25 protein-coding genes are annotated in these 25,238 nt (G+C 38.1%); 13 read left to right on the top strand and 12 right to left on the bottom strand.

Annotated elements, in window-relative coordinates; all coding sequences use genetic code 11:
• Positions 1-741 precede the first annotated feature (741 nt).
• The 5 genes from GGR21_RS09765 (at position 742) to GGR21_RS09745 (ending at position 5,096) form a co-directional block, all read left to right on the top strand.
• A complete protein-coding gene (locus GGR21_RS09765) occupies positions 742-1,323 on the top strand; it encodes a PspC domain-containing protein (RefSeq protein WP_183307034.1) in 582 nt (193 codons plus the stop codon).
• 9 nt (positions 1,324-1,332) lie between these two features.
• On the top strand, positions 1,333-1,668 hold the full coding sequence (locus GGR21_RS09760; RefSeq protein ID WP_183307033.1) for a PadR family transcriptional regulator: 336 nt from the start codon (positions 1,333-1,335) through the stop codon (positions 1,666-1,668).
• An 11-nt stretch (positions 1,669-1,679) separates the two neighbouring features.
• Positions 1,680-3,176, top strand: a complete 1,497-nt coding sequence (locus tag GGR21_RS09755; RefSeq protein ID WP_183307032.1) for a PspC domain-containing protein — start codon at positions 1,680-1,682, stop codon at positions 3,174-3,176.
• Between the two features lie 178 nt (positions 3,177-3,354).
• The gene (locus tag GGR21_RS09750) at positions 3,355-3,825 is read left to right on the top strand and encodes a hypothetical protein (RefSeq protein WP_183307031.1); all 471 of its coding nucleotides are present in this window, start codon (positions 3,355-3,357) and stop codon (positions 3,823-3,825) included.
• A 326-nt stretch (positions 3,826-4,151) separates the two neighbouring features.
• Complete coding sequence (locus GGR21_RS09745; protein ID WP_183307030.1) at positions 4,152-5,096, top strand: tetratricopeptide repeat protein; 945 nt, start codon at positions 4,152-4,154, stop codon at positions 5,094-5,096.
• A gap of 8 nt (positions 5,097-5,104) precedes the next feature.
• On the opposite strand, the gene GGR21_RS09740 is transcribed toward GGR21_RS09745, so the two are convergent.
• Together GGR21_RS09740 and GGR21_RS09735 are read right to left on the bottom strand one after the other, a co-directional pair.
• A complete protein-coding gene (locus GGR21_RS09740) occupies positions 5,105-5,695 on the bottom strand; it encodes a DUF1287 domain-containing protein (protein WP_183307029.1) in 591 nt (196 codons plus the stop codon).
• Positions 5,696-5,740: 45 nt separating this feature from the next.
• Complete coding sequence (locus GGR21_RS09735; RefSeq protein ID WP_183307028.1) at positions 5,741-6,529, bottom strand: hypothetical protein; 789 nt, start codon at positions 6,527-6,529, stop codon at positions 5,741-5,743.
• A gap of 487 nt (positions 6,530-7,016) precedes the next feature.
• Between GGR21_RS09735 and glmS the strand changes: the two genes are divergently transcribed.
• The 4 genes from glmS (at position 7,017) to GGR21_RS09715 (ending at position 10,689) form a co-directional block, all read left to right on the top strand.
• Positions 7,017-8,861, top strand: a complete 1,845-nt coding sequence (glmS, locus tag GGR21_RS09730; protein WP_183307027.1) for a glutamine--fructose-6-phosphate transaminase (isomerizing) — start codon at positions 7,017-7,019, stop codon at positions 8,859-8,861.
• 100 nt (positions 8,862-8,961) lie between these two features.
• Complete coding sequence (locus GGR21_RS09725) at positions 8,962-9,492, top strand: Hint domain-containing protein (RefSeq protein ID WP_183307026.1); 531 nt, start codon at positions 8,962-8,964, stop codon at positions 9,490-9,492.
• Between the two features lie 3 nt (positions 9,493-9,495).
• Positions 9,496-9,930 (top strand): PaaI family thioesterase, encoded by a 435-nt coding sequence (locus tag GGR21_RS09720; RefSeq protein WP_183307025.1) that lies wholly within the window; start codon positions 9,496-9,498, stop codon positions 9,928-9,930.
• 96 nt (positions 9,931-10,026) lie between these two features.
• Complete coding sequence (locus tag GGR21_RS09715) at positions 10,027-10,689, top strand: hypothetical protein (RefSeq protein WP_183307024.1); 663 nt, start codon at positions 10,027-10,029, stop codon at positions 10,687-10,689.
• 198 nt (positions 10,690-10,887) lie between these two features.
• Here GGR21_RS09715 and GGR21_RS09710 read toward each other — a convergent pair whose 3' ends face one another.
• The 3 genes from GGR21_RS09710 to GGR21_RS09700 are packed head-to-tail and all read right to left on the bottom strand — an operon-like array spanning position 10,888 to position 12,862.
• Positions 10,888-11,247: a GntR family transcriptional regulator gene (locus GGR21_RS09710; RefSeq protein WP_183307023.1), complete on the bottom strand. Its 360-nt coding sequence runs from the start codon at positions 11,245-11,247 to the stop codon at positions 10,888-10,890.
• A gap of 2 nt (positions 11,248-11,249) precedes the next feature.
• Positions 11,250-12,023: a hypothetical protein gene (locus GGR21_RS09705; RefSeq protein WP_183307022.1), complete on the bottom strand. Its 774-nt coding sequence runs from the start codon at positions 12,021-12,023 to the stop codon at positions 11,250-11,252.
• A 5-nt stretch (positions 12,024-12,028) separates the two neighbouring features.
• Positions 12,029-12,862 (bottom strand): ABC transporter ATP-binding protein, encoded by an 834-nt coding sequence (locus GGR21_RS09700; RefSeq protein ID WP_183307021.1) that lies wholly within the window; start codon positions 12,860-12,862, stop codon positions 12,029-12,031.
• A 271-nt stretch (positions 12,863-13,133) separates the two neighbouring features.
• On the opposite strand from GGR21_RS09700, the gene GGR21_RS09695 reads away from it, so the two are divergent.
• Positions 13,134-13,991 carry a helix-turn-helix domain-containing protein gene (locus GGR21_RS09695; RefSeq protein ID WP_183307020.1) on the top strand — a complete coding sequence of 286 codons (858 nt, stop codon included), beginning with the start codon at positions 13,134-13,136 and terminating at the stop codon, positions 13,989-13,991.
• A 345-nt stretch (positions 13,992-14,336) separates the two neighbouring features.
• On the opposite strand, the gene GGR21_RS09690 is transcribed toward GGR21_RS09695, so the two are convergent.
• Positions 14,337-14,639, bottom strand: a complete 303-nt coding sequence (locus GGR21_RS09690; RefSeq protein WP_183307019.1) for a hypothetical protein — start codon at positions 14,637-14,639, stop codon at positions 14,337-14,339.
• 494 nt (positions 14,640-15,133) lie between these two features.
• Here GGR21_RS09690 and GGR21_RS09685 point away from each other — a divergent pair, with 494 nt between their 5' ends.
• On the top strand, positions 15,134-15,874 hold the full coding sequence (locus GGR21_RS09685) for a S24 family peptidase (protein ID WP_183307018.1): 741 nt from the start codon (positions 15,134-15,136) through the stop codon (positions 15,872-15,874).
• A 10-nt stretch (positions 15,875-15,884) separates the two neighbouring features.
• On the opposite strand, the gene GGR21_RS09680 is transcribed toward GGR21_RS09685, so the two are convergent.
• From GGR21_RS09680 to GGR21_RS09660, 5 genes are all read right to left on the bottom strand, one after another.
• The gene (locus tag GGR21_RS09680; protein WP_183307017.1) at positions 15,885-16,463 is read right to left on the bottom strand and encodes an acyl carrier protein phosphodiesterase; all 579 of its coding nucleotides are present in this window, start codon (positions 16,461-16,463) and stop codon (positions 15,885-15,887) included.
• Positions 16,464-16,572: 109 nt separating this feature from the next.
• Entirely contained in the window at positions 16,573-17,862 is a 1,290-nt protein-coding gene (locus tag GGR21_RS09675; protein WP_183307016.1) for a porin family protein, read from the bottom strand.
• Complete coding sequence (locus GGR21_RS09670) at positions 17,840-18,400, bottom strand: RNA polymerase sigma factor (RefSeq protein ID WP_183307015.1); 561 nt, start codon at positions 18,398-18,400, stop codon at positions 17,840-17,842. Before GGR21_RS09670 ends, GGR21_RS09675 begins: the two co-directional genes overlap by 23 nt.
• A 492-nt stretch (positions 18,401-18,892) precedes the next feature.
• Entirely contained in the window at positions 18,893-19,189 is a 297-nt protein-coding gene (locus GGR21_RS09665; RefSeq protein ID WP_183307014.1) for a hypothetical protein, read from the bottom strand.
• Between the two features lie 213 nt (positions 19,190-19,402).
• Positions 19,403-20,353 (bottom strand): NAD-dependent epimerase/dehydratase family protein, encoded by a 951-nt coding sequence (locus GGR21_RS09660; protein ID WP_183307013.1) that lies wholly within the window; start codon positions 20,351-20,353, stop codon positions 19,403-19,405.
• A 134-nt stretch (positions 20,354-20,487) separates the two neighbouring features.
• Here GGR21_RS09660 and GGR21_RS09655 point away from each other — a divergent pair, with 134 nt between their 5' ends.
• The gene (locus tag GGR21_RS09655) at positions 20,488-21,402 is read left to right on the top strand and encodes a dimethylarginine dimethylaminohydrolase family protein (protein WP_183307012.1); all 915 of its coding nucleotides are present in this window, start codon (positions 20,488-20,490) and stop codon (positions 21,400-21,402) included.
• A 63-nt stretch (positions 21,403-21,465) separates the two neighbouring features.
• On the opposite strand, the gene GGR21_RS09650 is transcribed toward GGR21_RS09655, so the two are convergent.
• A complete protein-coding gene (locus tag GGR21_RS09650; protein ID WP_183307159.1) occupies positions 21,466-24,015 on the bottom strand; it encodes a prolyl oligopeptidase family serine peptidase in 2,550 nt (849 codons plus the stop codon).
• Positions 24,016-24,189: 174 nt separating this feature from the next.
• On the opposite strand from GGR21_RS09650, the gene GGR21_RS09645 reads away from it, so the two are divergent.
• On the top strand, positions 24,190-25,140 hold the full coding sequence (locus GGR21_RS09645) for a DUF4595 domain-containing protein (RefSeq protein WP_183307011.1): 951 nt from the start codon (positions 24,190-24,192) through the stop codon (positions 25,138-25,140).
• The last annotated feature ends 98 nt before the right edge of the window (positions 25,141-25,238 follow it).

Raw genomic sequence — 25,238 nt, 5'->3', positions numbered from 1 at the left:
GTTCATCTGTTGTTTTTTTACTAAAACCTGACAAATCTGACAGATTCTTCGGTTAACAAAAAAGTTACAAAAGTTACACTTTTGCAGCATTTTTAATCAAACCTGACAGATTACTCAGTTATCAGTTAACAAACTTGTAACCCGTACCTGCCCGTTAGGCGAAGCAACTCGTAACTGTTTCTTAAAACTTGACATTTCTGACATATTTTCTATATTTCTGACGATGCCGATTTCGCATTTGGCTCCGTCGATTTACAATTCAAAGATCGCTTATATTAATGTCATCTAGACTTTTAATTTTTCTTTCATTTTGACTCGCCTTCGCTTCGTCGATCGTTGATTGTCATGCTGGCGATAGGAAGCATCTCGTTTCTCAAGAGATTTTTCATTTCTGTTGGCTTCGCCGATTCTTCGAATTCAAAATGATAAAGCGAGTATTTACTCCAAAATATTGCTAATAAAAAAAAGTCTAGATGACTTCATTGACTATTCTGATTATATAGATAAACTTTCTGAAATAAAATATGATTTTAACTACATTTTTACTGCTAAAATGTTTACTTTATATTGTCATGTGGTTAAAATAGGTTAAATCTCATGTTGCTGTATCTGACTAATTTGCATGTTATCAATTATATATCCAGAATTATTTCTTTTCTGTTAGTACTATGTATTGCATGGTACTAATATTTATTTATATATTTGCATTACAAACATCATTGTATAAAATAATAATAGGTTATGAAAAAGATTATAGAAGTAAGTATAGGAAAGATCAACTTCACTATGGAGGATGATGCTTATTTCAGATTGAAAGAATATCTGAAGCGATTTGAAGATACAATACCGGATAAAAATGAAGCCCGTGAAGTAATGGAGGATGTTGAGGCCCGTGTGGCCGAGTTATTCCAGAAAGAAATGAGGTTTTCCAATCAGGTAGTTGATATGGCTTTAGTGCAAATAGTGATAGATCACTTGGGTGAGGTTGAGGGAGCATCTCACAGTCAGAAGCAAAACACTTATTCTGCGTATAATAGCGATGATACTGATTACACGAAAGGAGATAAAAGGTTCTTCCGCGATATAGATAATAAGATGCTCGCAGGTGTATGCAGCGGCTTGTCGGAATATACCGGAATCGATGTCACAATTATCAGGGTGATCTTTGTTGTTCTGGTTTTCGCCTATGGCACTGCTATATTAGCGTACATTGTCTTATGGATAGTGGCGCCACGTGCCCTTAGTGTGGCACAGAAGCTACAAATGAGAGGATTCGCTCCTACTGCTGAAAATATAAGGAAATATACATCTCAATCTAAATAAACGAAGGATATGGAAACAATTAACGTGGACAACATAAAGGCTCAAATGCGAAAGGGGATACTTGAATACTGTATTCTGAGCATTTTGTCGAAGGGAGATGCATATGTATCTGCTATAATAAACGAACTAAAAGACTCTGAAATGATCGTAGTAGAAGGAACATTGTATCCATTGCTCACACGTCAGAAAAACCAGGGTTTACTCAGTTATCGCTGGGAAGAATCTACGCAAGGCCCCCCACGCAAATATTATGAGATAACAGACAAAGGGCGTGCCGTGCTGACAGAACTGGATGCCGTGTGGTCTGACCTGGTGAGGGTAATTGATAATATTCGAAACAAATAATAACTACTGCAATGAAACCAACAGTAAAGGTTAGCATAGGAGGATTGGCTTTTACCCTTGAGGAAGATGCCTACTTCGTATTAGATAATTATCTGAAAGCTTTAAGAACCCACTTTGCCAGAAATCCTGAATCGGAAGAGATTATTTCTGATATAGAATCACGGTTAAGCGAGTTGCTGCAGATGAGGATAAGTGCAAACGATGGGGTTGTATCTATAAATGATGCAGAGGAACTCATAAAAATAATGGGAAATCCCAAAGATTTTGACGATTCGGCCAATAGTTTTGCGAGTGCAGACAACACTACGGGGAGCAACAGCCTCCATGGAAGAAATCCCGAGTTTGAAAAGAAATTGCTCCGCGACCTGGACAATAAGATTATAGGAGGTGTATGTAGTGGATTGGGGCATTATTTCAAAATCGATCCTACTGCTATTCGCCTCATCTTTGCCGGATTATTCCTCCTGCTGTTTTTTGTCGGATATAGAATGCCTTCGTGTATGCTGATTGTCGGTATTTATATCATCTTATGGATAGTAATGCCTGCCGCCCGGACATTTAAACAAAAATTAGCGATGACCGGCGATGACCCATCTATTCTCAATATAGAAGAGCGCGGTCAACCCGCTAACCGCAAATATAAAGGAAGTTCTGTAAACAGGGTTCTGAATATACTCCTGAATATCATAGTCGGTTTCATCGCTGTTATAACATTCATTATTCTGATCTCTTTCATCATTGTATTGGTGTGGCTTTATTTCGATACCGATATTGTAGGCCTTTCCAACTATATGATGATATTGGGCTACGATGTATGGAACTTTAAGATCTCGCTGGTGATTGCCTTTATATTTCCAATACTGGGATTCTTCATCCTTTTGGTAAAGCTATTGAGACGCACTCCATTCACATCCGGTAGTTTTGTGAGTTTCATCATATGCCTTATTCTATGGTTAGGCGCAGTATTCTATCTCGGCAATAAGGGTTTTGGATTTGCGTATTCCCATAAGGAAGACACTAAAGTTGTAGAACAGATATCTGCAAGTACTACTTCCGACACGCTTTATGTAAAACTCGGAACAGATTATCTTAATAGAGATCATTTACCACACAATCGGAAATTTATTTACAAAGGTGACAGGATGAAGGACAGGGAAATATGTATACTTCCCAATGTGAGGATAAAAGATGCTACAGATACCCTAACAACTAATTACAAAATAGAGATAACGAAAAGAGCCTTTGGTTCCAGTGATATCTCAGCTGGAAGAAAAGCCGAAGCCTTAGAGCTGGATTATGCATTATCCGATTCTGTACTCACTATCAACCCTGCGTGGTATAACGAGAATAAGACATGGAATCTGGAGACGTTTGATATTATAATCATTAAGCCTCAGGGTAAGACTGTGATAGCAGATGACGATCTTACTAAAATTCGTTTCGAGTACTCTGCAGGCAGATACAAATATCACGGTTTTGGTAATAGCTACTATTTCGATACCTTCTAAGAGCCCTGATTTCAAGTTGTATCAACCATAATGACCATATAGATAATTTGATGATCGGACAGGTGGACGTTTTTTAACTTTTTCCACCTGTTTTTTGCTAAAAAAATGCAATATTTTATCTGCCATTTCGTTTTTATTATGTACTTTTGTGAAATAATCTTAAAGGGTGGGCTTTAGAATGAAATTCCTGACATACATATTAGTACCTATAATTGCATTAGGGCTTCTTTTTGCATCTTGTGAAAAGGAAGATAATTCTTCGATGAAGAATGTGCAGGGGCATTGGGTGTATTCGTCTACCAAAGCAGAGATTTTTGTTACAGATCCTTCTCTAAAAGTCATAATCGAGAATTATATTGCTAAAAAGCTTGATGAAAATACAATGAGTTATGAGTTCAATAATGATAAAACTTACTATTATTATCAGAACTACGAGGAGCCATTGAAAGGAATATACAAGTCTCTTGATAAAAATACTTTTATACTGGATGATTCGCGTGGACTCAGATCTGTTATGAAAGACGATTCGATGATATATGTCGTTTCTGATCTGAAAAGCGAAATTGTGGAAAAGCTGAATATCGACGAACGTAAAATTATTAAAGTAAGCACGGTAGATACCTTTGAGCGGGGATTATCTGAAAAATAGAAAAATATTAGAATCATATACAGAAGTCTGTCATTTAGATATGGCAGACTTTTTTTGTGGAATATTTTATTTTTCATGTAACACTTTATTAAAAATTTCGTTTTATTATATAGATAAAGTTCTAAGATAAAAATACAAATTACTTTTTACAGAAATAAAACACTACTTAAAGAAGCATTTGTTCGTGAGAATAGATGCTTCTACTATTTAGAAGTATTTTATCTTAGATCAAAGATTATAGCAGAATTAATTATATTAGCATTTTTTTCTATCTTTGTTCCCGAGCTAGTTCATTCAAGTATATTGGTTACTTCATATTTTTTTATATGGTAAAAATTTACTCATCACTGACGTACCACAAATTTACATACGCCTTATTGATTCCTCTATTAGTCGTTTTATCTTCTTGCGGGCTTTTCGATAAAGAGCTTAAGCAGGATGAACACATTTCCCACTTCAGGCACCAGATAGCGAGGGTTGTCGACAGTCTGGATACATCGAAGGAAAGGATAGTGGCATTTAAGACTATTATAGAGGATATTAACGAAGACAATGCCCTTATAACCCCAAGAAAAAAGAACTTACTACTGATAGAGGGGCATACATACATCAGTAACGAATATCTGGATGCCAAGAATTATAAGAAGGCGATGGAATATACCAACAAAATCATAGAGATAGATTCTACTTCACCACGAGGTTACTATAGCAGGGGATGCGTATATCAGGCTACAAATAAGGACAGCCTGGCCATTCTCGATTATAGTAAAGCCCTTAGTCTGAGTTCTGGCTATGCCGACGCATATTATAATCGGGCACTTCTGTATGAAGAGAAAAAAGATTATGATTTAGCCTTGTCGGATCTCAACAAAGCCGCAAAATTGAACCCTCCCTATTTAAGAGATATTTATTATAACAGGGGAGAAATATATAAAACAAAAGAATCTTATGATAAAGCCATAGCAGAATACAACAAAGTTATCGATCTCGATACATTAAATATTATGGCTTACTGCAACAGAGGAGACTCTTATTTCTTGCTAAAGAACCTTGATAAAGCTATTTTGGACTACAACAAATCGATACTACTCGATTCTGCCAATGTGCATTTATACCTGAAAAGAGCGACAGCATTCGAAGTCCGGAAAGACTACAATGATGCCATTAATGATTACAAAAAGATACTACGCTTAGATCCCAACAACAGGTATGATTACTATAGCGAGGCGAAGAAGGCTATAAAGAAACTGAAGCCTCTTGTGAAAGATTGAGTCTGCTATTATTTTTTCTGATAGCAATAATGCCCCGTTATTTTAAAGCTGAAAAGACAGTCTTCCAGTACTTGTCCCTGTCCTATATTATGTACTATTAATGGCCGTTTCTTATCTCCCGACATACGGCCTGTTACTATTCCTACATGGGTAATGCCATTTCCCAGATCCCATGTGACGATGTCGCCGGGCACATAATCCTCTCCTTTGTCAGATATTTTCTTGATTGTGCCGAAGCGTGAAAAGAACATGGCCTGATTCAGGACTCTTCGGTGGTCGATATTTCTATCGGTGCGTTTCATCCCCCATTTTTGGGGATATTTGCTGAAATTGGCTCTCATATCCTCATGTATCTCTTTTTGGAGATCTATACCCAGTTTGCGGTAAGCCCTGATCACCACGTCGGTACAAACACCCCTGTCAGAGGGAACATCTCCGTTCGGATATGGAATGGTAATATAGCGCGGATCATAGACCACCTTGTCCTTTGTTAACTCTATTGCTGCATCCGACAGCTTTTGAAAAAAACTTTTATCCTGTGAGAATAGCCCTGTAACTGGTGTCAGCCACAGTAATAAAATAATCAGGTATTTTTTCATATACAAATTTCGAATCAATAATATCTGCGGCTATACCTACTCTTGTTATTTATAGAACACTGGTGCAAAAAACGGCCGGTTTTCCCATTTTCCGTTAAAGGGATTTAGTTCCCGTATTATTCCGCCTTCCACTCCGAACTTCTCTGTAATCTTTACTTCTATACTGCCTCCATAATATGTCTGGGGGAACATGTTCATCATAGGTCCGTGTATCATGTTTTTATCGCCATATACAGAATATTGCCCATAAGTATTTAGCCTGATGCGATCGTGAAGAATAAACTTTAAGTTACCGTTAGCTCCAATATCATTATAGGAATTTCCCATCAGATTATATTTCGCCGCATAGGGGCCTCCCGAAATTACAAGCCAGTCCAGCGGCTGATAGTTGAAGTTTGCATTCAACATCCGCACCGCGCCCAGACTGGGGTAAGTGTTTTGCATAGAAGAAGTGCTGAGCCAGGCATTGTATGATATATCCATTCCCGAATTAAACCTGTAATCGTTAATAAAAGGATTACGGGAAAACGTATTACTTTCCAGTGGTGGTCCGGTATAAATATCTAAAGGTGGAAGTTTCGGGTCAAACTCTTTTTTTTTGCTTTCATTCTTTTGTAAAGGCTCAAATTCCGGTATGTCTGAATTAAAGATGTTGTTTTTCTCCAATTTCTTATCCGGTTCATTATCCAGTTTCAGATAATAATCCAGTTTCTCGTTCAGCTTCAGATTTTCTTTCTTTAATGGAGGCAAGCTGTCTTTGGGCGTCTCTTCCTTTTGGGTTTGAGCATAAAAGGGAATCGACACTACTAACATTATAAAGATTAGATTTTTCATAACTTCCCGTTTTTTATATTACTCCTCTGTAAAACTAATAAAAAATAAGCAAATATTCTAAATTTTTTAACGCCAAATAACCTTTGTTTATTTTATAAATGTCATTATGTGACAATCTGTTTTTAACTAAAACATTACAAACTGTATACATATTTGACTCCGTCGATTTATGCTTCGCTCCAATTCAGTTAGCAGTCAACTCAGTTAACAAAAAACTGACAGAACTGACAAAATTCTTGTATCTCGTATCTTGTTTACTTGTCAACCATTATTTTTTTCAAAGATCATTCATTATTGGCACATTGGCATATTATCACATTTGCTCATTGTTTATCCTATAGATAAATATCTTTATTTTTTTCATATAAATTATTTATATGACATAAAGTCGTGTAATTGATTTGGAATCACATTATTTCTGTCTTTTTTCTTTTCATTTGATAAATAAAAATCTTTTTGATTATCTTTGGCGTAAATTGAATACCTTATGTGTGGAATAGTTGGTTATGTAGGCTTCCGTGAAGCCTATCCTATTTTGATAAAAGGTTTGCATCGTCTCGAATATCGTGGATACGACAGCGCCGGAGTAGCAATAATTAATGAAAAGAATAAGCTTTCCTTATATAAGGCAAAAGGCCGGGTGAAGGATCTCGAGGATTTTGTTCAGGATAAAGATATCTCAGGCACGATAGGTATTGCCCACACACGTTGGGCAACACATGGTGAACCCAGTAATGCAAATGCCCATCCACATTATTCGCAGTCCGAATCACTGGCTTTGATTCATAACGGGATCATTGAGAATTATGCTGTACTAAAAACACAATTGCTCAATGAAGGATATAAGTTTCAAAGCAGTACAGATACCGAGGTGCTGGTGCAATTGATAGAATATGTAAAGAAAGGACATAGCTGTGATCTTTTTACAGCTGTGCAGATAGCTCTTAATCAGGTAGTAGGGGCTTATGCTATTGCTGTGATAGAAAAAGGTAACCCGGATCGGATCATTGCTGCCAGAAAAAGTAGTCCGTTGGTAATTGGTATCGGTGATGGGGAATTCTTTCTGGGATCGGATGCTTCTCCTATTATTGAATATACGAATAAAGTAATCTATCTGGATGATGAGGAAATTGCAGTTATAAGGAGGGATGGAGATCCGAAGGTCGTAACAATATCAAATATTGAGAAAACTCCGGAGGTGAAAGAGTTGGAAATGAATCTCAGCCAGTTGGAAAGAGGCGGTTATCCTCACTTTATGCTGAAAGAGATATTCGAACAACCCGAAACGCTGAAAAACTGTATGAGCGGTCGTATCAATATAGAGGGAACCAATGTTACCTTGTCGGGTATAATAGATTATAAAGAAAAGTTTGTCAATGCACGTCGTATTATAATCATTGCTTGTGGAACATCGTGGCATGCGGGGCTCATAGGGGAATATCTGTTTGAGGATTTTTGCCGTATTCCGGTAGAAGTAGAATATGCGTCCGAATTTAGATATCGTAATCCCATACTTTGTCCGGATGATATAGTGATCGCTATATCGCAGTCAGGAGAAACTGCCGACTCGCTGGCTGCCATCGAGCTTGCCCGTAAAGCCGGAGCTTTTGTATATGGGGTATGTAATGTGGTTGGTTCATCTATTCCCCGCAATACCGATTCAGGCTCATATACCCATTGTGGACATGAGATAGGCGTGGCTTCGACAAAGGCCTTTACAGCCCAGGTTACAGTGCTTACAATGATGGCATTGGCCGTAGGTAAGGCAAAAGGAACTATAAATGAAGAGAAATATATAGAAGTTATTAAAGAACTGCAACAAATACCATCAAAAATAGAACAGGTATTATCGGTGAACGACAAAATAAAAGAACTATCGTTGATATTTACCTATGCCCAGAACTTTATTTATCTGGGACGCGGATACAATTATCCGATTGCATTGGAGGGGGCATTGAAACTGAAGGAGATTTCTTATATTCATGCAGAAGGATATCCGGCTGCCGAAATGAAGCATGGTCCTATTGCTCTTATCGATAATGAAATGCCTATAGTGACAATAGCCACTCACAGCGCTATTTATGAAAAGGTGGTCAGCAATATTCAGGAAATAAAAGCCCGGAAGGGTAGGGTGATAGCCATCATTAACGAGGGTGATGAAACAATGAAGGCCCTGGCTGATCATTATATAGAAATTCCACGCACAGACGAATGTCTCGATCCCCTGTTGACGTCAATCCCGTTGCAGCTATTGGCATATCATATTGCCGTAAATAAAAACAGGGATGTGGATATGCCCCGTAATCTGGCTAAATCTGTGACTGTAGAATGATCTCAGTGGTAAAATATTACTGATAACTTAATCAGGAAAGGTTTCTTTCTGTAAAATATTCTTATATTTGCAAAAAAACTTTACATAAAACGAAATTATTATGAGAATCAGACTCTTCCTTTCCACTCTAGTTTGCCTGTTTGTGTTCGGTTTGAACATGAAAGCACAGACTAGTATTGCGTCCGGTACACAAATCACTATGAGTGATGATGCAAAGAAGAATATTGAAAATATAAAGGCCGGAGATAAGGTTTTGGCATTCAATACAAAAGATAAAGTATACGAAGAGAAAACAGTAAAGTCTGTAAGTAAGGTGATGATGAACAGACTTGTCAGAATAACGCTGGAATCAGGAGTGCAAATAGTACTGACTGTCGATTATCCTGTTTTGGGCGAGAAAGGTTGGGTTTCAGTTGATCCTAACCGTACGATGATGAACAAAAAGTATACGGAAGTTCAACGCTGCAACATAGGCGAATATGTGTTGTTTTATAATGTTACCAGTACCGACTTTGTTGAATTAACAGTTATTCAGGGGGTACTCGATCCGGTACAGACATATACACTGGAGCTGGAAGATGCAGCCGAAAGCGCACTTGTGGCTAATGGCTTTTTAGTAGGTATAAACTAGATAATGAGAATAAACAAGGACGAAATACGCGAACATATTAAAGGTACACTGGTAGAGACGCTGAACATCACTTTCATTGAATCTGATGATCTGGCGTCTCTTGAAGCTACTATGCCTGTTGTACACGAGCTGACGCAGTCGATGGGAGTGCTGCATGGCGGGGCTACTATCTCTTTGGCCGAATCTTTGGCCGGAATAGGATCAAATATGCTGTGCGGGAATGACGAGCAATGTTTTGGCATGCAGATCAGTGCCAGCCATATGTCACCAGCCCTGGTTGGTGACACAGTATATGCAAAAGGAATTATTCAACACAAAGGCCGTTCCACACATGTCTGGAATATAGATGTATTCTCCCGGAATACAGGGCAGATCGTATCTTCTATCCGTATCACCAATGCGGTTGTAAAGAAAGTTCTGTATATAAAGAAAGACTAAGCAAAACTTATTTAGAATAAATAACTGCAATCCAGATTAAACCTTTTATATCTGTTGATGTTCTAATCAGTATATACATCAATAAAACTTCGTAATATGAAAAGAGTAGTATTCTTTATTATATTTTCCATAATCATATTATTTACAGGCTGTGTGACTACACGTGTTTCTGATGTCTATAACCTGTCTGTGGGTATGACGCCGAATGAAGTTGGGCGAATTATGGGACAACCAGTGCGTATTCTTTCTACAAGCTACACACAAGATGGTATGTTCGAAGTGTTTGAATATCAGACTTATCGTAATGAATCCTATGCCGTCGAATTTCTGAATGGTAGAATGACAGGGTATGATTTCATGTATGAAAATGTATCAGGTGGTAATTATCCATATTATCCCAATAATCCGAACTACATACCTCAACCTAATCGTCCCGTTCAACCGGGCAGGCCATCCCAGCCAAATCGTCCGTCTCAACCGAGCAGGCCATCAGAACCAAGTCGTCCGGGTAATAATTCGGGATCTTCGGAAAGGCCCTCTAATAGCGGTTCGACCAGCCGTCCTTCGACCGGCAGTCCCAACACCCGCCCTACAAATAGTGGTTCCTCTACACGCCCTGCAGAAAATAATTCGAATAGTCCAAGTACAACTCGCCCTACAGTGAGGCCGGAAAATTCCTCGGGGACAACAAATTCCAGTTCAGCATCAACAAGAAGCAGTTCCAGAACTAACACCGATCAAAATAAAGACAAGAAATAATATACCAACCCATAAAAAAGGCCTGTGTATGATCTTATACACAGGCCTTTTGTTATAAGGTGAAGGTGTCTTTACATAGTTGACGATAAAATATCTATCACTCTGTATATTATTGCTATAATACAAATTACAATTATTGCGATCATAACTAAAAGGGTTTTATTAGCATATTTTTTCATCTGTTCACGATTTATATCTCTATTCTTTTGATTTATTGTATCTGTCCACTATCTCGTCTATACTGATGTCCAGAAGATCCATAGTCCTAAAGGTTTCGGGTAAAGTCTCTTCAAAAAAGTCTTTTTTCTGAAGCCCCAGTATCAGCTTCTGTGCATTTTCGGCCACAAAATATCCCATTCCACGTTTAGAATATATTACATTTTCCGCTTGCATATATTCAAATGCGCGCATGGCTGTATTCGGGTTTACCTGTAGCGTAGCTCCCAATTCCCTGACTGAAGGGACACGCCCTTCTTCCGGCCATTCGTTTGTAAGCATCTTCTGGAAACAAAAGTCCACAATTTGCAGGTATATTGGTTTGTTTGTTTTAAAATCCATATTTAAATCTCCGTTTCTTTCAGTTTCATATACGATACTACCCATGCCCCTATTGGCATTATAATGGAAATTATAGTACCACATATACTAATAATCAAGTCGTTTTTTATTTCGGTAACCCCCATCGAACGCCCGAGAGTATAGCCCATATTGAAAGATTCGTTGTGCTCCATGTTTCCATTGAACTGGAACTCTTGTCCTTTAAAAAACAGGTATCCGATAATCACTCCGAAAAACGTCAATATAACAAGCAGCATGAGCATGATTAGTGTCGTTTTGGCAAAAGCATATCTCCTGAAGAAAAAATATCCCAGCATAAATATCGATTGGAATGCTAATATCTTATATATCTTTTTTAATGTAAGATCGGCAAACGACATATCTTTGGCATGTTCCTGTAAAGCTTCTATGGGAACTATTCCTGTAACAAAATTTAATATGAGGATAACCAGAAAAATAGAGACAGGAATCAGTATGACATATTTTATCCAGATGCTGAGAAAATCTTCGAATGTAGATGTCGGCAGGGTAAAATCAAATATGCTGCTATGTTTGCTGATATTTTTTTCAAAGAAGCAAGGCCCTCCCACTATTACCACATAAGCTATAAAATAAATGAATTCAGCAAAATTGCTTCCTGTAAGAATATGCAAAAGCATTGATAGAATATATAGTCCTGCAAGAGAGCTGGCAATATAGATATACTGCATCTTGGACAGGGAAATATTCCGTTTTTCCAGATTTACAAATCGGTTTATATTAAATACAGTATCCATCGTTTTTATTGTTTAGGGTTGAATAATTTTTTTATTTCAGCTCTGTTGTTTACCACGGCATTGAACAGGGCTTCGATGTTGAGTGTGCTTTCTTCTCCATATTCATTGGCAGATACTGATGTATATCCCTGCATTGTTTGTTCGCAGTATAGCGTATTCTCCGGTTTGTACTGCGTATATGAGAATAATAGCTTTCGGGTTATTTCTTCAACCGAATTATTTAGTAACACCTGATTACGGTCAAGTATAATAATCGGATCTATCAGGCTTTCCAGATCCCTTACCTGATGCGTTGATATAATGATGCATCTTTGTTCATCATAAGCAGATGCTATTATTTTTCTGAATTGCGACTTCGATGGGATGTCAAGCCCGTTTGTCGGTTCGTCCAGCAATGTGATAGGGGTATTTAATGCCAGAGCGAAAGCAATCATCGTCTTTTTTTTCTGCCCGAAAGATAATTCCGACATTTTACGGTCTTTCTCTACCTGAAAGTCTTTAAGATACGTATCAAAATGCTCTTCGCTGAAATTTGGATATAACCCCGAATTGTATCTGACAAAATCCTTTATAGGTAAAGTAGGAGCTTGAAATTCTTCGGGAAGAAAAAATAGCTGCTTAAGCATTTCCGGATTGCGCTTTGCCGATTCATATCCAAAAACTTTGCAACTTCCTTCCTTCGGAAAACACAGGCCACTTATAATGTGCAGTAACGTAGTCTTTCCTACACCATTTTCTCCTAACAAACCATATATTCCGCTATTCATTTCAAAAGAAACCTGTTCAAATACTGGTCTCTTTTTGTTGTAGAAAAAGCTTAAATTTTCAATCTTTATCATATTTGACTAGTGTATTAGTTTAATAGTACACCGCAAATATATGACATATTTTTTATGTACAATGAATATTTGCACTTTTTTTCTGAAATAATCAATAAATTAACTTTTACGTGTCTCGTAGGAAATAGATAATAGTATTTATCTATGTCCAATAGATATGTATGATGATAAATAAAAATGCTCAAATGCTGTATACTGACTTTTTTTCTCTATTTTTGTATAGGCAGGCAGACAAGACATATATTTAGAAACGAACAAACTATACGTCCCTATGGAATTATTATATGCTCAGGAACATCTCTCTTGTTATAATTACGAGAAGGGGAAAAGACCTACAATAGAAAAGCTAATCTTGAAAAAGGGGCAGCTTTGGGATGTTTTTCCTATTGACAATAAATCTATATTTGTGGTCAGCGGAGCTTTAAGTTTCTCATTTGGTGAAGTTATTGATGAGGTGATTCCTTGTGGTAAGATGATGTTATTGCCTGCCGGAAGCCAATTTAAAAGCATAGCCGAAAAAGATACTGTGCTGATATTGATTCGTTTGCATAATACAAAGCAGCTGTGCGACTGCTTCTCGTTAGATGCTTTATTAAAGGAAGAAGATAGTAATTTCGATCCGGGTTTGTGCTTCCTTGATATAAATGAACGTGTAGAGGTTTTTCTGGACTTTCTGGATACATGTATGAGCGACGGGCTGAAATGCACATATTATTTTGAACTGAAGGCTAAAGAATATTATTTCCTTTTGAGAGCATATTATCCAAAGAAAGAATTGCTCCGTTTCTTTTATCCGTTACTGAGTAAGGATATTTCGTTCTCAGAACTGGTTCTGAAAAACCATTATAAGGTTAAGACCGTGCAAGAGTTGGCAAATATGACTCATTATAGCCTTTCAGGCTTCCAAAAACGATTTAAGAAAGTCTTTGGGGTATCGGCTTACCATTGGATGAAAGACGAGCGCTCGAAAGCTATATACCATGAAATAAACAGCTCTGAAAAATCATTTAAGGAGATAAGTGAAGATTATGGCTTTTCATCTCCTTCTCACTTCAATGATTTTTGCAAAATGAATTTTGGTGTTACTCCGGGGCGAATTCGTCACAAAAAATCATTATCCGGCAAATAATCTGTAAAAAGGCATGAATTCTGAAAAAGCAGGTTCGTTTCTGTAATTTTATTGACTTTCAATCCCATATCTTTGTATTGTAAATATATGAGGAAAATATATTTATGTAAATGAAAACCTGACTAGGTTGTAGTTTAACTCTATTATTGTGTAGTTTTGTAAAGTTTGTGTTAAGGTTGGAAAGTCTGCGAAGGGAATTTGCGGGCTTTTTACATTAAGGAAAGAGATTCCTTAAAAAAATAATAGCCTCAGAAGAATATCTGAGGCTATTATTTTTTTATTTGAAAAGAAAACCGGAATTAGAAAATACTACTAGTCCCGATTTCTTCCTTTTTCTTATTTTATTTAGGCGTTGGCTTTTGCTTTTGCTTCTATTTCGCTCAACTCTTCGGCTAATTTTCCTGCAGCATTGGCTGTAACTTCATTGATCTTTTTTTTACCTTTCCTGACTTCTTGTCTGGCTATAACACCTGCTCGTAATGCTTTACTTTTTCCCACAGTCAGGCCATAGTCAAGTTCGGCTTTTGCTTTATCTGTTGCATTGTTTACTCTGTTACGTAACTCTTCGCGGGTTTCTTCATCCGAAAGTTTCAAAGCTGCATATACACCTAGTGCGCCAACAGCCAATCCTAATATAAATCCTTTCATAAGCGTTATATTTTTATAGATTAGTACTTACTTTCCTGTTTAACAAATATAGGATATTTATTAGAATAACAATCAACTGAAACCGATTGTTTATCCTAAAATAACTAATTTGTTAAAAAAACAATTAATTCGGATTTTGTTCTATTTCCTGCAAAATACCCCTCCCAAGAGAGGAAAAATAAAAATAATAGGTATGAATTTTATGGGCAGGCCAAAGAAAAAATAGGCTATGGCAGATACTATCATTAATACGATAGCAGCCAGAAGTATCCATTGTATAATGCCCCACCTTTTATCCTCTTCGTTTCTGCCAATCATATTCGGTTTTGATAAATATTGGATACTAATCTAGCTAAAAAACTTCATATTAATATATGGTTTTGATGAAATGATGATTTTTAACCTAAATAATATTTTGATAATTCAATATTTTACTATTTTTGTTGAGTGTTACTTATATATGTTATGTAATATATAAAGAAAAAGGCGGAATTATGGAGTTTAAAGACAGATTAAAGTATTTATTAGAAAAAGAGGGAGTGACCGCTTATCGTATATGGAAAGATACAGCTATCACAAAGGGGACTATTGCCAATTATGTGGAGGGCAAGACTAATCCCAATAAATCGAATATATCAATATTGGCCTCTTATTTTGGAGTAAATGAAGACTGGCTCTTGAAAGGAGAAGGACGCATGAGTCGGTCTAACAAAGTAAAAGGAGAGGAACCTTATCTGATAACTAAATCGGGAGTGAAATACTATGAAATGGCGAACGGTAAATACCGGATGCGCGTACCTTTTATTCCTGTTAAGGCCTATGCCAAATATATAGACGAATATCGTGATGCTGAAATTTTAGACAATGAATTCGAGGAGTTTGACTTCATCGTAGATAAAATAGGGCATGGACGATACTTCGCTTTCGAAATAAAGGGCGATAGTATGGATGATGATACTAAACGGAGCCTAAGCAATGGGGATATTGTACTGGCACGGGAATTGAATAAAGAACATTGGATAAATAAACTACATACCGAAGATTATCCGAACTGGATAGTAGTTCTCGACAATACGATACTCTGCAAACAAATTATAGAGCAGGACATGGATAGTGGTATAATTACCTGTCATTCACTGAATTCATCGCCGGAATACTCCGATTTCGATTTGAAACTGGATAATATATGCCAGCTGTTGAATATTGTGCAGCGGGTATCTAGCGTATTTAAGTAGAAAAGAAATATTATAAGGAAATACCTTGGACGAAGTTCTTTAGTTCAGGGAAAAAGCGGATATAACCTTTCTTTATGTTTTCATAATGGTTTTCGAAGCCTTGGAAGACCGGAGCATCGTCGTCCAGATAACTAGCCCGGCTTTTCAGTCTGTCGAAACTACGTTCTATCATCCACTTGTACCTGTAGTTATAGAACCAGTCTTCGTTCCTCATATACATAAACAATGTGCAAAATTTTGAAGGCAGTATATCAGCATACTGTTCTATCTGCTGGTATGATTGCTCTGAAAAGCTATGCCAGCCTCCTTCGGGTGTGTTTTGTTCATCCAGAGCCAGAAAATGATCATAAGCTACGTCCAGAAAAGCACCTGCATATTTACCGGCAGACGTTCGGAATACTTCGGATGTTTGGTGAGTGATAGGATGTTTGTCAGTAAAATCGTCTATTTGTCTGTGTATATGAATCCCTTTTTGTATATTTTCGGGATAGGATTCTATCTGCTTGCCTTTTACCAGGTCTGCGATCATATTACCGACAAGAATATCGGGATTGCCAAATGAAAGGTAAGCGTGCGCAAGGAAATTCATTCTATTATTCTTTATTGAACAGCAAAGATAGTGTTTAATCAGGTATATTACTTAATAAAAAAACAGCCATATATGATATGGCTGCAATTATATGATGATTGATGCCTTTTTAGAATTTATATCTGAATCCGGCACCTAAACCGAATACGGTAGACTTTTCTGTGCGGATACTTATCGGTTGATCATTGTCGAAGAAATACGAGATACGGGGCTCGACATACAATCCCCAACCCTGATAGAAAGAGTATGATGCTCCGGCAGAAGCATTCAGTGACCATTGCACTCCGTCTACACTGCCTTTGATACGTGTATCGTCTGCCTTTTGTCCGTTCAGATACATATCTTGGGTATAAATACCTTTTAGTCCTTTTTCCAGCATTCCTCCGGCAGACAGGTAGACATTCCATTTCGGGTTATTCCAAAGGTAAACCACAAGGTTGAGGGGTACTCCCAGATAGTGTATTTCCTGTTTTGCCTGATATTGAGGAGTTCCCGCCTTCTTCATAGTCGTAGACAAGTATGTGTACGTTAATCCGGTTTCTATTCCTAATATATTATTTATGTCTTTTCTTACTGTGACACCAAATGATAGAGGCAGGGAGTAATCGAAGTCGGAAAACTCATTTTCGGGTATCTGACTGTTCGATAGCATGTATACAGGCTCTTTTGTCATGTCTGTTGCGTTGGAATAGTCGCGCATCGGCATATTGTTAATTGTTTGTGCTTGCGATGCAGCGTTATTACCACCTGAGGATACAGAAGCGGCCAACAACCAGTTGCTAGAGTTTGCACTCTTTTTCGGGAGTAAGATTTTTTCGGGTTGAGAGACTTTTTTAGAACCCTTGTTTTCTGTCTTATTTTGGTCAGAAGTAGAATCAGTCTTCTTTCCATCGGGTTCATTGTCAGAGGCGTTGTTGAGAGTATTGTCTGGTATGCTGGCCAGGCTTACTGTATCTATTAAATTAATTGTTTCTTTTATTTCTTTTTCTATTGCATCCGTATTGTCTTTGTCCTTGTCTTCAGTCCGGCTTTGCTTGTTCTCGGCAATCCGGGTTTTTTTTGCTGATGTAGGATATATTGTTTCAATCGCTTCTTCTGTTTCTTGTTCGATTTGTTTTTCAGGAAGGGATATATTCAGGTGCTCTACTGTCGATATCATTGGTGATACTATTCCTCCTTGGTCTGCAGGGCGAAACAGAAGAACCGCAACAAGAATAGCTATCGATGCCGCAATACCACCAACCCACCACAACGATTTTTTGCCGCCTTTCGGCTGCAAACGCTGCTCTATCCCGCTCCAGCATTCACTGTCGACAGGTACCCGGTAATCTTCTATTTTTTGCCTTATAAGATTACTGAATTCGTCAGGTAATTTATTATGATCTTTCCAGTCTGGCATTTTCTTCCATTATTAATAATTGCACATTCTTTTGTAAGGCCTTGCGGGCTCTTATAAATTGTGAACGAGAGGTACTTTCCTTAATATTGAGCATTTCGGCTATTTCGCTATGCGTATAGCCTTCAATTGCAAAAAGGTTGAACACGGTTCTGAATCCATTTGGCAATTCTGCTATACACGCCATCAGCTCATCGGCGGAAAGACGTTCCAATGCCGAATAATCGACATTTTCTGTCGCATCGTTATAGTCGTCAATATTTACACTCATTCTAAGCGTATCGTTTCGCCTGAGATATTCAAGGGCAGTGGTTGCGAATATGCGTCGCATCCAACCGCCTAACGAACCTGTTCCGGAATACATGTCTATCTTGGTGAAAACTTTGATAAAACCATCCTGAAGCAGATCCTTTGCTGTCTCTCTGTTGCTTACGTATCGCATGCAAACTCCCATCATGACAGGAGTATACTGCTCGTAAAGTTGTTTACGAGCCCATGATTCGCCACGTTTGCATCCCTCAATAAGCAATTGTTCCTCCATCGGCTAACTATACTCTCTTTTGTATTGATGCAGAACCATTGAAATTAGTTGCATCATTGATAAAAAATAAACAGATTTTAATCAATAAAATTAAACGGCATATAATATGAAAAGTTGACAAAGTTGACGCATAATTTAATTTTCAATCCTTTCTTGTCATCCTGAAGAATGAAGGATATCCTTTATAGATGTTTTGCTTCGCTCCGGCATGACATAGAGAAAAACCTGACAAACCTGACAAATTTTATGCGTCTCGTTGATTTTGCCGATTACTTCATGATTGGCTCTTTTTTGCTCTGTCGAATAATATTTCATAACTTATATAATTGGCCTTGCCAATTCTTCGAATTCATCATTTATAACTCTTTATTTACATAGATAAAGTTTTTCTAAAAAAATACATGTTTGTGGACATAATATACTAAAGCTGTCGTCTACTCAATCTAAATAATGCGAATCAGGAGTTAGATTTAATCGTTCATTTCTCTTATACTACGCGCAATCGAAGATTGCTTGTGTTCCTTTTGCCCAAATCCCCAAAAGGAACCAAAAACTCTTTGGTGGCTCATCCTCCGTGCGACCCGTTACAGGCTCACGGGCTAAATGGAAAGATTGTCCTGCGGACGCTTCCCATTTCACGCCCCTCTCGCCTGACGGGTACCCCGCACTACGGACAAATGCCACCGGGCGAAGCCACCTCAAGGTAGGGTAATTCCCTATCGTGCGCCAGCTTTCCGTGCATAGGTTCCTACGACGGGCACCTGTCCGGTGAAGACGGCGTGAAACCAAATTCTGTTTGAGCCGAAGGCGAGTTTATTTGGTTTAGCCGGCAAGCCGATGACAGGTCGGCGGGGAACAAAGCACTAGCCTTTTGTTTCGTTTTGGGCAATGCCAAAATGAAAAACAAACCCGAAGGGCGCGTTAGAATAATTGAACGATTACTCATTATAATCATAATAATTTTAACCACTGACTGGCATAAATAAGAAAGATATATCCTCTCTAAAAAAGGGATATTCCGTCTTTATATGTCCTGTATTTTAAATTGGGCAATAATTCTTTTCTCATCCGGCTCGTATTCCCATAATAGGATACTATGCCAATTTTGATAAAATCTACAGTCAAAGGACTTCTTGTCCCGAAAACGGATGAAAACAGTTCGAAGCCCCGGGCCGCGGTCATTATCATCCAGACGGGCATACGCCAGGGTTTATGGTAGCCTCTGTATGTTGTTATATCATCAAGGAATTGCTGCAACGTCTGCTCACCTTCGTCACCTATATGGTATATTCCCCTGATGCCGGGCTTCAGTATGGCGGCTATCGTTGCATTTACAAAATCTGTTTTAGATATAAGATGTATATATGTCGGCTTTTTCCACACGCCTAACAGCCAATGCCGGGCAAACCACTGGCCGGCATCTATCATTAGTATGCCTTTCCCATAAACCATCCCTACACGCAAAGATACTGCTTCAAACTGATATTTGTCTCCATATTGGAACAAAAGTTTTTCTTCTTCGAGGCGGGTTCTGGCGTGCGCCGATTCAGGGTTGCCCGATAAAATGCCTTTTGCGGGGTTTTCGGGTGTAGATTCTCCTTCTACGTGAGGAAAGCTAATCAGTATGATGCGTTTTACTTTTTGCCGGACAGCTACTGTCAACAGATTATTGAAATACAAAGTATTGGTAGTAGGTAAGAATTTTTCGGGATTGGCTTTGAATAGGACACCTGCAAAATGAACAATCGTGTCTACTCCTTTGAATGCCGGGAACAAAGTCTCTTTCTCGGCCAGATTGATAGTATGGACAGATACGTTTTCTTTTTTCTTTAAGTCCTCAGATACATCCTTCTTGTGGATAAGTAAGCTTAGATGTATATCCGTATCTTTCAGTCCCTGAGCCAGTAAATTACCTAGATTACCTGCTGCACCTGTGATTGCTACTTGTTTCATCTTATCTGCTTTTTAATCTGTGTAAATATAGGAAAATATTTTTTGTTTTCTCATTGTGGGAAGAATACTGCTTTTTTCTGCTCAACTATTTTGAACGGGAAACGTTATCTTTATAGATATAAAACAATTATATTATGATTTTAAATATACAGAACGAAACAGCACAATTGAAAACAGTCGTATTGGGACAGCCATATTCATTAGGGAAAATTCCCACACTGGATGAAACATATGATGCTAAGTCGTATGAAACAGTAAAGAAAGGGGAGTATCCTACCGAAGAAGCTATCGCCAATGAGATGACTGCTTTTGAGAACGTATTTCTGAAATACGGTGTAGAGGTTCGCCGGCCTCTTATCCTGCCTAACTGTAATCAGGTATATGCCCGGGATGTAGCATTTGTTATCGATGATAAGATAATAACATCCAATATAATTCCTGACAGGGCTGACGAACAGGAAGCCTATGCTCCTATATATAGTGATATTGCTTTTAATAAAATATATAATCTGCCGGAGAAAGCGCATGTTGAGGGTGGGGATGTGGTTCTTTATAATGATATTATTTTTATTGGCACATATATGGAGCGTGATTATCCGGAATATAAGACAGCCCGGACGAATGCTTATGCGATTGCATTTTTGAAAGAATTGTTTCCTGATAAAAACTTTATAGCACTGGAACTGAAAAAGAACGATACTGATCCATACAAAGGAATTCTTCATCTCGATTGTACTTTTATGCCTGTCGGTAATGGCAAAGCTATTATTTACAGAGACGGATTCAGGAATATAAAGGATTATCACCAGCTTGTCGATATATTTGGCAAAGAGAATATGTTTGAAATTACACGGGAGGAAATGTATTATATGAATACGAATGTATTTTCAATATCGCCTTCTGTTGTCGTCAGTGAAGAACGGTTTTTGCGTTTGAATAATTACATGAGGGATAGTTGGGGGCTTACTGTAGAAGCTATCCCGTATTATGAAATATCAAAAATGGGAGGATTGCTTCGTTGCTCGACATTGCCTTTAGTGAGGGAATAAAAATCTAAAACAGAAAGAGGATATTTTATCAATATCCCCTCTGTTTCTTTTCAAAAAATTCTTTTATTTACTGTCCGGATATAATGTTTTCCACCAGCCATTGTCGTCTTTCAGCCATTTGGAGAACCAGGCCATGATGGAGTTGTTCCATTCCACACGTCGCTTGTAATCCATTATCCCGTGATTTTCATCTTTAATCTGTATAAATTCAGCAGGTTTCCCAAGTATTTTCAATGCGGTATACATCTGAATACTTTCTCCAACAGGCACATTGGTGTCGACAGCTCCATGTGTAAACAGGATAGGGGTTTTCACTTTATCTGCGCTGAATAAAGGGCTTTGTTTTACATATAAGTCTGGATTATTCCATGGATAACTATTTGCGCTTGCTCCTGCGCTGTATGTATATCCTGAATAACCTTCACCCCAGTAGCTGCTGATCGAACTGATTCCGGCGTGAGATACCGCAGCGGCAAACATATCCGTTTGAGTTTGCAGGTACATGGTCATAAAGCCACCATAAGATGCTCCTATACAGCCTATTTTATCTTTATTTACATAAGGGTGTTCCTGTAAGAACTGTTTTGTTCCTTCAATGATATCTTCCGCTGTGCGTTTACCCCATGCATTTACATGGAGTGCTGCGAATTTCTGGCCAAATCCGATTGCACCACTCGGTTGTATTACATAAACTACATACCCCTGTGCGGCAAATACATTTGGTGGATAATGCCCCTCGAAGCGGCGTGAAGTCGGATTGGTTCCTCCATAATAATAGACAATCATCGGATATTTTTTTGAGGCGTCGAAATCAGGTGGAAGGAAGTAACTTCCTTTTATTTCTACTCCAGCCGAACTGGTGAAATTCCAGTCTTCCGTTTTTCCCAGTGTTATGTTTGCCAGCCTTTCCTGGAAAGGGTCGGAGATTAGTGTCGATTTCTGGCTCTTCAGGTCGAATATATATCCCCGTGTTGAATTCCTTTGCCCCAGACCATAATAAACGGCGATTTCACCGTTGTCTGCGGCAGAAAATGCTTGTATCACATCCTCGTTGAGCGGAAGCTTGCTGAATGTTCTGTTTGAAGGATTATATTTGTAAATATTTACATAATCCATATCTGTAGAGACAAGGTATATGAGATTATCCTTTTTATTCCAGAAACAACTATTGATGCTAGGATCGAAATCCTTTGTGAAAGGATCGACTTTTTTAGTATCCAGATCCATGATGAATGCAAGCTTATTGTAGCTGTTGGCAATTTGTCCCGGATCAATATTTTGCCCTATCCCACCAAAGGCCTCGGCAGAACCTTGTATCAATATTTTTTTTCCATCAGGAGAAAATGTTGCACTACCGGTAAAGCCGTCATTTACCCACAGTGTATCGATTTGCATTGTAGCGAGGTCGAGCCTGAACATCGAACTTTTATAGAAAGGCCGTTCAGTTGGATTTTCTTCAGACATTGAAAATAATAACTGTTTAGAATCGGGACTGATATCGTTCAGGCGTGTAGAGAGTGATCCGTATGTGAGTTGCTGGCTAAGACCTGTGTGAATATCGTATTTATAAATGTACGAACGGTTGTTAAAACCTGACGGTTGCGGCTGACGGTCCATTGCCGATTTCCATAATTTCAAATCGCTTTTAGACTCGTCGGCTTTTTCTGTTTTCGAGTAGTACAGAGTTCTTTCATCGGGAGAGAATCTTATATATTGGTTGGGGATATTCTTTGCCAATACCGTTTCCTCCAGCGTTGCAGGATCGATGGTTATCAGGTTAGTGCCGTTGTCGGTTATCTCTGTGTAGTATAATTTTTCGCTCACGGGCATCCATGCAAGCTGATGTCGGGTATTCCCGCTGTTTATAAGTACTTGTTTCCCGGTTTTTACTTCGTATAGTTCAGTCGTGGAAACAGCTTTTTCTTTTACCATATTCCTGTAAGAGATCAGTATATATCCGCCATTAGGTGAAATGCTGGTGCCGGTTATTCTTTTACCGAGGAATGTGTCGGGGAAAGTTATAAATCTCTTGCTTGTATTTTCTGTAGTAAAAATAGTGCGGTCATCCTTTTTTTCGTTCTCAACAGTTATCTTCAGGGCTGTCGATTTCTCTTCGGATGTAGTTAATAATTTAATAACTATCCGGGTTCCGGCCGGATAGGAAGGGCCAAACGCCGCAGTTACGCTTTTTTCTGACCGGAGAAGGTCTTCTTTAGTCGTCTTCGATGCGCTGAGTTTGCCATCTACATATATCTCAAGCATATTTGGAGACGTTACTTTTATATTTCCTTTTGCATACCTGTCAGAGTACACATAGAAAGAAAATAATTGGAACTCTGTTCCTGTTTCAGGTTTAGTTGGATAGAAGTAGCCTGCAGTGTCAGATTTCAAAGGTCTTACAAAAGCTGTTTGTTCCGGAATAGTTAAACTCATTTTCAGTAAATCGTCTTCCGTAAATTTTTTACCTTTCATATTTACAGAATCCATCATGACAGGGTTTTGTACTTTGACCGGAGCCATTGTATAAATTTGATTCAATCGCTGTTCCTTCTGTGAGAAGATTGCTGAATACGAAATCAGGAAAAAGAAAATGAAAAGTATCCGTAAATTCATCATGCTTTATATTTTTAGATTTAGGTGTGTAAAGATACATACTTGCGTGGAAGTACAGACGGTTTCCGGATTAAAAAAATCTAATGTTATGTATAATGTTTTAAGGCTTTTAACGAGCACTTATTAGATAAAATGTTATCTTTGGGTGTTAAAAGTATACTAATATAAGACCTGATGAAACTTACAATACACTATCTTGTTGCTACTTTACTATTATCGGTATTATGGATTTCATGTTCTGATGATGATATTAAGTTATATCACCCCGAGCCCGAGCCTGTGCCGCCTACATTCATGTACCTTCTTGATACGGTTGATTATCCCGAAGGTAAATACGGGCTGATAGACAGAGGAGACCTTGCTTTTGAGTATGATGACGATAATGTAATGAAAGTCATAGAGACAATAAACACGGAAACATATAATGTGGACAGTCTGGAGAACAATCTGATTGCTTATTCCAGAATCAGGGAAAGCGGCTCGACCATTACATTTGATAGTTTATTGATACAGCTAGATAATACAGGAAATGCATTGCATTCACGTCATGTTACATATTCAAAATCTGTAAGTAGTGAAGATCCTCCTCGCAGATCACAAAACGATTCTATACATTTTACATACGACGGAGCCGGTTATTTGATAAAAATGGAGAGTTTCTCTGTGACTGGGGGTACAAGCCCGCGTTATACAGAAGAATATACAATAGTAAATGGTAACAGGACAGGGATAAAAGTTACCCAAACTTCTACGGGAATTGTACACGAGTATAGCTATACTTATGACAATACAGATTATAATCCTGTGGGCAGGTATAACTATGAAATGCCATTTAATACACATAGCCAGACGTTAGCAAGCTGTATAATGGTAGCCAATCTGGTGTATTTTTCTGATTATTTAGGTAAACCTAATAAAAATAATATATTGGGATTGACTATTTCCAAGACCGTAAAAAATGTGACAACTGAATATGCCAGCATCGCTTATCAGTATACTTTTGATGAAGAAACCGGTTTGCTGATACAGACAACCATAACAGGCACAGTTAATGAGGGAACCTTACCGGTAGGGTATGTAACTTCGTTCCATTATATGGAAAAAGAAATAGAAAATAAAGAATAAGTGTAAAATAAAACCCGACCTGATTTTATAATAAAGGAAGATTTGAGAGACTTTATTATTCGGTCAGATCGGGAAGGCTAAAGGGGAATAGCCTATTT

This window comes from Dysgonomonas hofstadii (assembly GCF_014196915.1).
GTDB classification, from domain to species: domain Bacteria; phylum Bacteroidota; class Bacteroidia; order Bacteroidales; family Dysgonomonadaceae; genus Dysgonomonas; species Dysgonomonas hofstadii.
This window is presented reverse-complemented; position numbering and strand designations above follow the sequence as displayed.